This window comes from Chelativorans sp., from assembly GCF_031180965.1.
In the GTDB taxonomy this organism is placed as follows: Bacteria; Pseudomonadota; Alphaproteobacteria; order Rhizobiales; family Rhizobiaceae; genus Chelativorans.
In genome coordinates this window covers 89032-100028 of record NZ_JAPSLH010000015.1, presented here as the reverse complement: position 1 = coordinate 100028, position 10997 = coordinate 89032, and the positions used below count along the sequence as shown (strand labels likewise).

The 10997-nt window shown below is 66.3% G+C and carries 11 protein-coding genes; 3 read left to right on the top strand and 8 right to left on the bottom strand.

Translation table 11 applies throughout. The annotated features are described in order from the left end of the window. Positions 1–10: 10 nt before the first annotated feature. From RIN79_RS13200 to ftsE, 4 genes are all read right to left on the bottom strand, one after another. Complete coding sequence (locus RIN79_RS13200) at positions 11–850, bottom strand: 1-acyl-sn-glycerol-3-phosphate acyltransferase (RefSeq protein ID WP_309085125.1); 840 nt, start codon at positions 848–850, stop codon at positions 11–13. A 91-nt stretch (positions 851–941) separates the two neighbouring features. Continuing rightward, positions 942–1631: a YdcF family protein gene (locus RIN79_RS13195; RefSeq protein ID WP_375165930.1), complete on the bottom strand. Its 690-nt coding sequence runs from the start codon at positions 1629–1631 to the stop codon at positions 942–944. Positions 1632–1732: 101 nt separating this feature from the next. Further along, entirely contained in the window at positions 1733–2722 is a 990-nt protein-coding gene (locus RIN79_RS13190; RefSeq protein WP_309085124.1) for an ABC transporter permease, read from the bottom strand. Further along, a complete protein-coding gene (ftsE, locus tag RIN79_RS13185; RefSeq protein ID WP_309085123.1) occupies positions 2715–3374 on the bottom strand; it encodes a cell division ATP-binding protein FtsE in 660 nt (219 codons plus the stop codon). The genes RIN79_RS13190 and ftsE overlap by 8 nt, the downstream gene beginning before the upstream one ends. 209 nt (positions 3375–3583) lie before the next feature. Between ftsE and RIN79_RS13180 the strand changes: the two genes are divergently transcribed. From RIN79_RS13180 to RIN79_RS13170, 3 genes are all read left to right on the top strand, one after another. Continuing rightward, entirely contained in the window at positions 3584–3871 is a 288-nt protein-coding gene (locus tag RIN79_RS13180; protein ID WP_309085122.1) for a hypothetical protein, read from the top strand. A gap of 139 nt (positions 3872–4010) precedes the next feature. Further along, complete coding sequence (hpt, locus tag RIN79_RS13175; protein WP_309085121.1) at positions 4011–4553, top strand: hypoxanthine phosphoribosyltransferase; 543 nt, start codon at positions 4011–4013, stop codon at positions 4551–4553. Between the two features lie 58 nt (positions 4554–4611). Then, positions 4612–4977, top strand: a complete 366-nt coding sequence (locus RIN79_RS13170) for a response regulator (protein WP_309085120.1) — start codon at positions 4612–4614, stop codon at positions 4975–4977. Between the two features lie 71 nt (positions 4978–5048). On the opposite strand, the gene groL is transcribed toward RIN79_RS13170, so the two are convergent. The 4 genes from groL to RIN79_RS13150 all read right to left on the bottom strand — a co-directional run bounded on the left by groL (position 5049) and on the right by RIN79_RS13150 (position 10985). Continuing rightward, the gene (groL, locus tag RIN79_RS13165) at positions 5049–6677 is read right to left on the bottom strand and encodes a chaperonin GroEL (RefSeq protein WP_309085119.1); all 1629 of its coding nucleotides are present in this window, start codon (positions 6675–6677) and stop codon (positions 5049–5051) included. Positions 6678–6723: 46 nt separating this feature from the next. Next, on the bottom strand, positions 6724–7038 hold the full coding sequence (locus RIN79_RS13160; protein ID WP_309085118.1) for a co-chaperone GroES: 315 nt from the start codon (positions 7036–7038) through the stop codon (positions 6724–6726). Between the two features lie 900 nt (positions 7039–7938). Further along, positions 7939–10536 (bottom strand): TIGR02302 family protein, encoded by a 2598-nt coding sequence (locus tag RIN79_RS13155; RefSeq protein ID WP_309085117.1) that lies wholly within the window; start codon positions 10534–10536, stop codon positions 7939–7941. Positions 10537–10694: 158 nt separating this feature from the next. Continuing rightward, positions 10695–10985, bottom strand: coding sequence for a GNAT family N-acetyltransferase (locus tag RIN79_RS13150; protein WP_309085130.1), 291 nt, complete (start codon positions 10983–10985; stop codon positions 10695–10697). Positions 10986–10997: the final 12 nt, after the last annotated feature.

Sequence of the window (10997 nt, the reverse complement as noted above, 5' to 3'; positions counted from 1 at the left end):
CGCCGGCAGCCTATAGGGGCTGCTTTTCCCCGCCCGCGAGCTTTCCGTCGAGGCTTTCCGGCCGCCCGACGCCTTGTCTCAGCTGGTCTATCCTTGCAATGGCCGTCGGCGGCAGAGGCGGCGGGTTGGGCCCGTTCGCAGCCTCCAGAAGCAGCTCGTCGCAGGCAGCTTCCGTTTCACGGATAAGCCGCTCCAGAAACACCTCGCGCGGAAGGCCGGGCTCGATGGGCGGCAGGAACCGGGCGCGGATCACTCCGGGATAGCGCATGAACCTGCGCCGCGGCCAGTACAGCCCCGCCACATGCGCCACCGGGACCACCGGCACCTGCAGCTGTGCATAGAGCTCGACGATGCCGTATTTGTAGGCGGGCTCCGCTCCCACCGGTCGGCGCGTGCCTTCCGGATAGATGATCAGCTGCCGCCCTTCCTTCATCCGCTCGCGGCCGATCCTCACCGCCTGCTTCAGCGCGCGGGAGCGGCTGCCGCGGTCGATGGGGATCATGCGCATCTTGGCCACATACCAGCCGAAGAGTGGGATCCACATGAGTTCGCGCTTGAGGATGTAGAGCGCATCGGGGATCCAGGGCAGGAAGGCGATCGTGTCCCAGAAGGACTGATGCTTGGGAGCGATGATGCACGACCCCTCGGGCAGGTTCTCAAGCCCCGTGATTTCGGCGCGCGCGCGCGCCAGTGCGCGATGCAGCCAGAGGCAAGAGGCGGCCCAGAACTTCGGCACGAACCATGCCTTCCTGCGCGGCAGCAGGAAATAAATGGGGGTCCAGAAGATCATCTGGATGATGAGATTGGCGTAGAAGGCGAAGTTGAAGGCGAGCGAGCGAAGGAAAAGCATGCGCGGTCCCGGACTTTGCGCAGCAAGCGCGATGACCGTTCGTTACCGCAAGCAGGCGGCTTGTCAAAGGGCGGAAGGGATTCCGCTGCCCCTACACGTGGGGGGCGGCGTTGAAATCAGCCAGCTGCGGCTCGGGGTCGGCCGCCGGCAGAAGGCCGCGGGCGAGCGCGGCCACATATTTGGTGTACTCGGTGAACAGCACCCGCAGCGCATCGGGCTTGCTCATCCACGCACCGTCATGGAGCGGTGTGTTGACCACCGGATAGGCCTGGAGGTCCGCCATGGGCAGAATGCGCCGCATCTCGAGCAGGCTGCGCGGCATATGATAGTTGTTGGTCACGACGATAATGCTGCCATAGGTGTTGGCGCTCGCCCACTTGGCGCTTTCCTTCGCATTGCCGATCGTGTTGAGCGCCACCCGGTCGATGTCGACGCAGCAGTTGAACAATGTGCGGTCCCCGCCCGTCGCGATCCGCAGATCGTCGGCCCGCGCCACGGGATTGACTCCACTGATGAGCAGGCGCTTGCCCTTGCCCGCCTTGAGCAGGTCGAGACCGGCATCAAGGCGCGACTGGCCGCCTGTAAGGACAACGATGCCGTCCGCCTCGGGCAGCTCGGCCGGGGTTTCCAGATGCGCCACATGGTCGGCGAACAAGACGAATCCGCCAAGGAAGGCGGCGCAGGCGAGGAAGGCTGCCGCGAAACAAAGCCGGCTGGCTCGCCAGCCTGAGCTGGTGCGGCGAGTAGCAGCGCCTAGTCCTGAAATCGCAACTCCAGTCATCGTGGCGAGGTTAACCCTCGATTGCGGCGATGAATAGGCATTGAAATGTCTGGGAGAGCACAAAAGGTTACGAGGCGTTGCCGCGCGTGAGGATTGCCGGCTCATGTTTCCATGCGCCTCAGATAGGTGATGACGGTGATGTGCGATGTGGCGGCGGTAAGTGCAGCGATAACCAGCACCACCAGCGCCACGCCGAGATAGCCGGACATGCCGATCGAGAAATTGCCGAAGAGCGCGGCGGCCTGGTCACCCTCGGGGGTGGCCACGTTGCGCGAGGACCACCAGGAGAAGAGGACGAAGACGATCATCGCGGCTGCGCCTCCCGCGGCCGCGCCCCGCGTTCCGGCAAGGAGGAAGTGGCGGCGGAATTCGCGTGCGATGAAATGCGCCTCCGCGCCGACGAAATGAAGCACTTCGATGACATGGCCGTTGCCGGCCATCGCCCCCCGCGTGGCGAAGATGACCGTCAGCGCGGTGGCCGAGAGCATGAGGGCGAGCACGCCCACGCCGATGGTCACGGTGGTCCGCGCCATCGCCACCAGCCGGTCGACCCAGGTGCGGTGGTCGTCGACGATGGCGCTCGGGACGGCCTCGGCAAGCTCGGCGCGCATGGCCGCGAAGTCGGGCCTTTGCTCCGGGTCTATGGTGACGATGACGAGGCGCGGCACGGGCAATTCGTCGATGTCAAGCCCCGGTCCCAGCCATGGCTCCAGCAGCCGCGCCGTCGCCTCCCGGTCGACGATCGTGGCGTTCTGCACGCCGGCATAACTAGCGGCGATACGTTGCGCATCGGCCAGCGCCGCCTCGATGTCGAGGCCCTCGGCCGGCTTGATCTGTATCGTCGCCTCGCGCGCGATCTGGGTCTGCCACGCGGCGGCCGTGTCCCGCACCAGCGTGACCGCGCCGAGCGTCAGGCAGGAGAGGAAGGTCATGATCGCGATGACAAGCACCATGGCTCGCCCGGCCACATTGTCCGGCGGCACGATGGGGGTCTGCCGGCGCGCCTTGCGCGCGCCCGCTTGCGGCCTGGCGCCAGCGCCGGCCTCCTCCGCCGGCCCGGCCGTCTGGTCACTGATCTCGGCGCTAGTCATAGATCTCGAGCCTTCCGGCTGAAAGGATCATCCGCCGCGCATCCACCTGCTCCATGAGCCCGACGTCGTGGGTGGCGATCACAACCGCGGTGCCCAGTCTGTTGAGCTCGATGAGGAGGCGCAGGAGACGTCTGGCAAGCTGGGGGTCGACATTGCCGGTGGGTTCGTCGGCAAGCAGGATCTGCGGCTGCTCGATCAGCGCGCGGGCGATCGCCGCACGCTGCTTTTCGCCGCCCGAGAGCACCGGCGGCAGCACATGCATCCGGTCGCCGAGCCCAACCCATTTGAGCAGTTCGGTCACGTCGCTGCGGTAGCTTGCCTCCTCGCGACCGCGCACGCGCAGGGGCAGCGCCACATTCTCATAGGTAGTGAGATGGTCGAGCAGGCGGAAATCCTGGAAGACGACGCCGATGCGCCGGCGGATATGCGGCAGTTCCTCGGCCGTGATGCGCGAGCGGTCCTTGCCGAAGATCGTGATGAGCCCGCGCGTCGGTTTGAGGGACAGGAAGAGCAGGCGCAGGAGGGTCGTCTTGCCCGTGCCCGAGGGGCCGCTCAGGAACTGGAACGAGCGCTCCGGCAGGTGGAACGAGACGTCCCGGAGCACCTCCGGGCCCATTCCGTATCTGAGACCGACATTCTCGAACCGTATCACCTGAAACGACCTGCGCTTGTGGGGCGGGCGGGCCCGTCGTCGAGGGTCCACCCTCCGGCCGGTATGGTTAATGCCTGATTAAAATGTCGCCCGAAACCGGGAAATTGCGAAGCATTAACCATCCGCATCCTAAAGTGGGACGACATTGGGAAACACGGCTCCTGCCCGGCATGGGAAAAAGCGCTCTATATCCCGTCTCGGGCGAAATAATGCCGGGCCACGCAGGCGCCGCCGAGACAGGTTCGCCGCGCGGGGACCAAACCGGCGACATAGTGGATGCCGAATACGAGATTCTCGCCGGGCGCGGGGCGGCCACGGACGCGCATCAGGAGGCCGCGCCGGCCACGCTTTGCCCGGGACTTGCCGTGCTGCGCCGAGATGGCGCCGGGGAGCGGCGTTTCGTCACCGGCTCCGCGGCATTCTGGGTGGTGGCCATTCTTCTGACGTCTTCAGCCTTCTGGATCTCCGGAGGCCACGCGCTCAGCGCAATCTGGTAGCATGACCATGCGCTGCATGTTTTCTGGGGACAAAGGCTCCGGCGCGCCGCTGCGTTGAACGGTTCGCCTTCTCCGCCCGGCTCGCCGCACCTAAGGATGGAGCGGAATCCGTCACGGCAGCGTTCAGGGAGGCCGAGCAATGCCCGTCGTCCGCGGCAAGGAAATCGAAGTCCTGTTCTCCGCCTCCGCCATCGCGCGGCGGAACCTGGAACTGGCCAAGGAAGTCGCCGCACGCGACTACAACGACCTGCTCGTGATTTCGGTGCTGAAGGGCTCGTTCATCTTCGCCGCCGACCTCATCCGCGCCATGCATGATGCGGGGATTTCGCCGGAGGTCGAGTTCATCATGATTTCCAGCTACGGCGCCGGCACCACGAGCGGCGAGGTCAAGGTGTTGCGCGACATCGACAATGACGTGCGCGGACGCGACATCCTGCTCATCGACGATATCCTGGAATCGGGCAAGACGCTGAAGTTCACGCGCGACCTGATGCTTTCGCGCGGCGCCAAGTCGGTTTCCATCGCCGTGCTTCTCGACAAGCGCTCGCGCCGGCAGGCGAGCCTGGAGGCGGATTTCGTCGGCTTCGAATGCCCGGACTACTTCGTGGTGGGCTACGGCATGGACGTGGCACATGCCTTCCGCGAGCTGCCCTTCGTCGGCGTGGTGAAGGGCGACGCCTGAAGCCGGCGAGGCCGCATCCGTTCAGCGAACCGTAACGATTGCCGGCCACAATCGGCCCATGGCTAGACTTCTGATCGTTGACGACGACCTTTCGGTCCGCACCTTTACCGCTCGTGCGCTTGCCGATGCCGGCCATTCCGTCGAGATGGCGGAGGACGGAGCGGACGCGCTCGACAAGATCCGCCAGGCGGCTGGGGCCTTCGACCTCGTCCTGTCGGACATCCGCATGCCGGCCATGGACGGCATCGAGATGGCGAGGACGGCCTCGAAGACCTTTCCGGGCCTGCGGCTTCTGCTGATGACCGGTTTCGCCGACCAGCGCGAGCGCGCCGCCGAACTGGACGGCACGGTTCTGGGCGTGGTGCACAAGCCCTTCACGCTGGCGGAGATCCGCGACCGGGTGGGCAAGGCGCTGGCGGCGTAAAACCCAGCCACCGAGCAAAAAAGCGCGGCCGGGAACCGGCCGCGCCTGAATTTCCGTATGGATCGACCCGCTTAGAAGTCCATGCCGCCACCGGCGGGCATGGCCGGAGCGGTCTCCTTCTTCGGCCGGTCGGCGACCATCGCCTCGGTGGTGATGAGGAGGCCGGCCACGGAAGCCGCATCCTGCAGGGCGGTCCGCACGACCTTCACCGGGTCGATGACGCCCATCTGGAAGAGGTCGCCATATTCGCCGGTCTGCGCGTTCCAGCCATAGCCGAACTCGTCCTTCTCACGCAGCTTGCCGACGATGATCGAGCCCTCGGCGCCCGCATTTTCGGCGATCTGCCGGATCGGGGCCTCGATGGCGCGGCGCACGATATTGACGCCGACCTTCTGGTCCTCGTTCTCGACCGAGACATTCTCGAGGGCCTTGGAGGCGCGCAGGAGCGCGACACCGCCGCCGGGCAGGAGACCTTCCTCGACCGCTGCGCGGGTCGCATGCATCGCGTCGTCGACGCGGTCCTTGCGCTCCTTCACCTCGACCTCGGTCGCGCCACCGACGCGGATCACCGCGACGCCACCGGCGAGCTTGGCCAGCCGCTCCTGCAGCTTCTCGCGGTCGTAGTCAGAGGTGGTCTCCTCGATCTGCGCCTTGATCTGATTGACGCGGCCCTGGATCTCGTCCTTCGAGCCGGCGCCGTCGACGACGGTGGTGTTCTCCTTGTCGATCACCACCTTCTTGGCGCGGCCGAGCATCTCGAGCGTGACATTCTCGAGCTTGATGCCGAGATCCTCGGAGATGGCCGTGCCGCCGGTCAGGATGGCGATATCCTGCAGCATGGCCTTGCGACGGTCGCCGAAGCCCGGCGCCTTGACCGCGGCAACCTTCAGGCCGCCGCGCAGCTTGTTGACCACGAGCGTGGCGAGCGCCTCGCCCTCGACATCCTCGGCGATGATGAGGAGCGGACGGCCGGACTGCACGACGGCTTCAAGCACGGGAAGCAGCGGCTGCAAGCTGGAAAGCTTCTTCTCGTGGATGAGCACGTAGGGCTCTTCGAGCTCGACGCGCATCTTCTCCTGATTGGTGATGAAGTAGGGCGAGAGATAGCCGCGGTCGAACTGCATGCCTTCCACGACCTCAAGCTCGGTCTCGGCGGTCTTGGCTTCCTCGACCGTGATCACGCCCTCATTGCCCACCTTTTCCATCGCCTGGGCGAGGAAGCGGCCGATCTCCTGGTCGCCATTGGCCGAGATCGTGCCGACCTGGGCGATCTCGTCGTTCTTGGTGACCTTGCGGGCGTTCTTCTTCAGCTCCTCGACGACGGCCTCGACCGCCTTGTCGATGCCGCGCTTCAGGTCCATCGGGTTCATGCCTGAGGCAACAGCCTTGGCGCCCTCCTTGACGATGGACTGGGCGAGCACGGTCGCGGTGGTGGTGCCGTCGCCGGCCGCGTCATTGGTCTTGGACGCAACCTCGCGCACCATCTGGGCGCCCATATTCTCGAACTTGTCTTCGAGCTCGATCTCCTTGGCGACAGTCACGCCATCCTTGGTGATGCGCGGCGCGCCGAAGGACTTGTCGATTACGACATTGCGGCCCTTGGGGCCGAGGGTGACCTTGACGGCATTGGCGAGGATGTCGACGCCGCGCAGCATGCGCTCGCGCGCATCGGAATGGAATTTCACGTCTTTGGCAGCCATTTCAATACTCCTTCATAGGCAGCATCTGACTGATAGAAGACCCCGCTCAGGCGGCCTTCTTGATCTCGGCCTCGGCCGCGAGGATGCCGAGCACATCACTTTCCTTCATGATGAGAAGGTCTTCGCCCTCGAGGCGGATTTCCGTGCCGGACCATTTTCCAAAGAGGATGCGGTCGCCGACCTTCACCTCGAGCGGCACCAGCTCGCCCTTCTCGTTGCGGGCGCCGGGGCCGACGGCCAGCACCTCGCCTTCCTGCGGCTTTTCCTTCGCGGTATCGGGAATGATCACCCCTCCCGCCGTCCTCTCCTCCGCTTCGATGCGGCGGACAAGCAGGCGGTCATGCAAAGGACGGAACTTCATGTTTTCCTCCTGGGACAAACAAATTGCGAAGCACCTCCCGCGCCTTCCCTCCGGCGCGGCACGCGGCCCGTCACGGCACCGCGCGCGCAGAATTTGGTCGAAGAAAATTCGCCGTTCAAGAGGGGCGGGAAGAAAAATTAGCACTCAACGCAGCGGAGTGCCAAAAAGGTCCACGGAGCCTTTCTCATGGCGCGCGTCATCGCTGCCACGCCCGGCTTTCGCCGTCTGGCCATTGAGGAAGGTGGGAAGCGGGGCGCGTGATCCGTGCCTCTCTGTTAGTTTATGTGGCGCGTCCCACGCGCCCCGAAGGAAAAGCCCTAGCGGCTTCTCCGCGGTTTCCGCGATGCCGGCTCTCACCCAGCATCCGTTTTTCCGAAGCGCCGTCTGTCACCCAGCACCCCGGCACCGCCGGCCTGTCGCGGGCCCTCAGCATGCCTCCAGGTACCGACCCTGGAGGGGGAGGTCGCCGCCGCTCTCCCGAACACCCGGTGCGCATCCGGTTCCCGCAAGAGCGATGGGCAGATGATAAGGGAGGCCGGAAAGGGGTGGATAAAAAACAGCCGGAGAGGGCGAAAAAAGTGAGTGGTCCCTTGTTTTTGCTGCAGAACTTTTTTTAGGGTGGGAAATTCTATCCACACCCTCATCGGCGAAATCGCTACCACCCGCACCTCTCAACGGCAGGCTATCGCGTATGCGTTATCCCCCACTCCGTCCCGCTTCGCGGGCCACCTCTCCCCCACCTCGTGGGGTAGAGGAAGGGTGCCGAGCCTTGCGGCCGACGTTTCCTCTCCCCCGTCGAGCGGGGGAGAGGTGGTCGGCAAAGCCGATCGGAGTGGGGGTCGAACCCCATATGTGATAGCCCTGCCAAAAGGGGCCGGGGTGGGGGACGCCGGCGGCGCCTCATCGCATGTCGAGCAGGCGCTCCAGATATTCGCGCTCGAGTTCGGGGCTCATCGCGTTGCCGAGGCGGCGGCGGATGGCATCCAGTATCTCCCGCGCGCGCTGGGTGTCGATCTCGTCGGGGACGGTGACATCGTCGCCGAAGTCGGGCCCGGTCGTGGCGCGCGGCCGGCCCAGCGGATCGCGTCCGAAATTGCCCCGGCGCGTTCCCTGACCTTCGCCCTGACCCTGCTCGCCCTGCATGGCCTGCTGCATCTGGTTCATCATGTCCTGGGCGCCACGGCGGAGCGCTTCGAGCGCCCGCCCCTGCTCGCCGACCGCTCGCTCGCCCTGTCCTTCGCCGAGAGCGCCCTGCGCCTCGCCCATCGCCTCGCCGGCCTCGCCAAAGCCCTCGCCGGGCTCCATGCCGAGGCCGCGCAGCCCTTCCATCAGTGCGTCAAGCTGCTCGCGCAGGCCGCCCTGGCCCTCCTGCAGGTTGCGCAGCGCCTCGGCCAGTTCGCCGGGCGACATGCCCTGGCCCTGACCGGGTTGCTGCCCCTGTCCCTGGCCCTGCTGTCCCTGGCCCCGCTGGCCCTGCTGTCCTTGTTGACCCTGCTGGCCTTGCTGGCCCTGTTGCCCCTGCTGCCCGCGCTGCTGCTGGTCGAGGCGGAAGGTCTCGTTCATCAGCTCCTGCTGGCGGCGGATGATCTCGCCGAGCTGATCCATCTGCTGGCGCATCTCCGACTGCTCGCCGCCCTGCCCCTGCTGGGGCTGCGCCATCTGCAGGTTGTTCATCATGTTCTCGAGCTGGGAAAGGAGCTCCTGGGCCTCCTCCCGCGCGCCGGATCTGGCGAGGTCCTCGAGCTGATCGAGCATGCGTTCCAGGTCGTCCTGGCGCAGCATCTCAGAGTTGGGATTCTGCGAGAATTGCTGGTTTTGCATAGCGCGCTCGGCGAATTCGCGGAGAAATTCCTGCATCGCCGTGCGCAGCTCGTCCATCAGCCGCTCGATCTCCTCATCGGTAGCGCCGTTCTCAAGCGCCTGCCGCAGGGCTTCCTGGGCCTGGCGCAGGCGCCGCTCGGCATCGGTCAGGGCGCCGTCCTCGATGATGAGGGCGACTTCCCACAGATCGTTCACCACCTGGCGCAGCGCGTCATCGCTTTCAGCCATGGCAAGGCGCGAGCGAACGGCGGAGATGAGGAGAAAATGGGTGCTGACCTCGAAGGTCTCTTCCGGCCAGAGCAGCACGGCATCCATCAGCGCCAGGACGCGCCGCTGCTGATTGGCATCGAGCGCCAGAACGCGGCGCTGCTCGATCAGCGCGCGGGCGAGCGGATTGGCGAAGGGGCGCCCCGGAAGCGTGAACGTCTTGACCTCGCTCTGCGCCTCCTGCTCCGCCGCGTCGGTAGCGGACAGGGTGAGCCTCACCTCCGACCCCGCCCAGGGGTGCTCGGTCAGATCGCGCGAGGTCTTGGCGTCCTTGCGGTCGCCGCGCGGCACGGTGAGCGGCATTTCCGGCGCTTCGAACAGCGGCCGCGCCCCAGGGTCGGGCTCGGCGAGCTCGAAGCGCGACTGCGCGGCCACGGCGCCGTAATCATCCTCGATCTCATAGGCAAGCTCGAGCGCGCCGTTGAGCGCCCGCTTCGGGTCTTCGAGAAAGCGTATCTGCGGCGGCTGGTCGGGAATGACGGAGAAGTGCCAGCTCTGCAGCTCGCTCTCGCCGCTGCGGAGGGCAACCGCGCCGTCCGCCGTCAGGACATGCGCAAAGCGCACCGCGCCGCCTTCGGCCGCGACGGCTGAGCGGTCCCCGGTCTGCGCCGCGCCTTCCTCCGGCGCAATCGGCTGCGCGGCGCCGGCGGCATCGACGAAAGCCAGCGTCTCCTCGCCCGAGCCGCCGCTGACCCGCACCGCGACGGTGCTCCTCTCGGGCACGGTGAAGGCCTGCTGCCCGGCATTGGCATCGGCGGTGAGGAAAATGGGGGCGCGGCCCGTATAGGGCGGCGGCGTGACCCAGGCATCGATGCGCGCGGAAACGGTGCGCGCGAAGGCAGGCGGCTGGAACGCGTCGGTAATCCGGCCGCCATAGGGACCAGTCGAATAGGCGAGCGCGGTGACGAAGAGGAGCGCGGCCAGCGCGCGCAGCCCGTAGGGGTCGCGTTCGGGAATGGAGGTTTGCGGCAGATCGCCGGAAAGCCGCGACAGGCGCTCGGCCATCCGCTTCTGGTGCTCGCGCCAGAGCACCGCGGCAAAGGGATCGCCCTCGCCCGCCGCCAGCCGGTCGGTCTGCACAGAGACCGGCGCGTGCTCGAGAAGGTTGGCCCGCTCGATGCGCCGGTCGACTTCGACCGCCGTCGGGGCGCGGAAGAGCCGAAGCGGCCAGAAACTTGCAAGGGCGGCAAGCCCGAGCAGCGCCAGAAGGCCGAGCCGCCCCCAATCGGGCAGGATGCGGAAGAGGCCGAACCAGGCGAAGCTCAGGAACAGGCTGACGACGACGACGAGCGGCAGAAGGAGCGGCCACAGGCGCTCGACCAGGATCGCCGCGCGCACGGCCGCACGGGTCCGCCGCAGCCGGGCGAAGGGCCCGGGCCTCAGGCCGTCTATGCTTTGCGATTCGGCCATCATCCTTCCAGAGTGCGGCGACGCCCGAAGCGGCGCTCCGAACGCTAAGATAGCATCAAAGGCGGCAAAGACGAGGCAGGAGATGCAAACTTGCGCGGGCGCGCTTCACAATCGCGTTTTAACCGAGAAAACAATCATGCCGGGCAGCGGGCCGCCCCTCACCTGGCAAGGACGTCGGCCCATTCGGGATGGCGGCGGAACTGGACGGCGGCGAAGGGGCAGAGCGGCCGGATCTTCACGCCGTCCTTGCGCGCCTGCTCGACGGCGTGCGCCACCAGTGCTTCGCCGACCCCCTTTCCGCGGAAGCGCTGCGGCACCTCCGTGTGGTCGATGATGATCTGGCTTTCACCCACCCTGACGAAGGTCAGCTCCGCCTCGTCGCCGTCGACGGCGTGGACGTAGCGGCCCTTGTTGCCGAGGTCCTGAAATTCGATGTTCGGTCCGGTCATTGATCTCTCCTC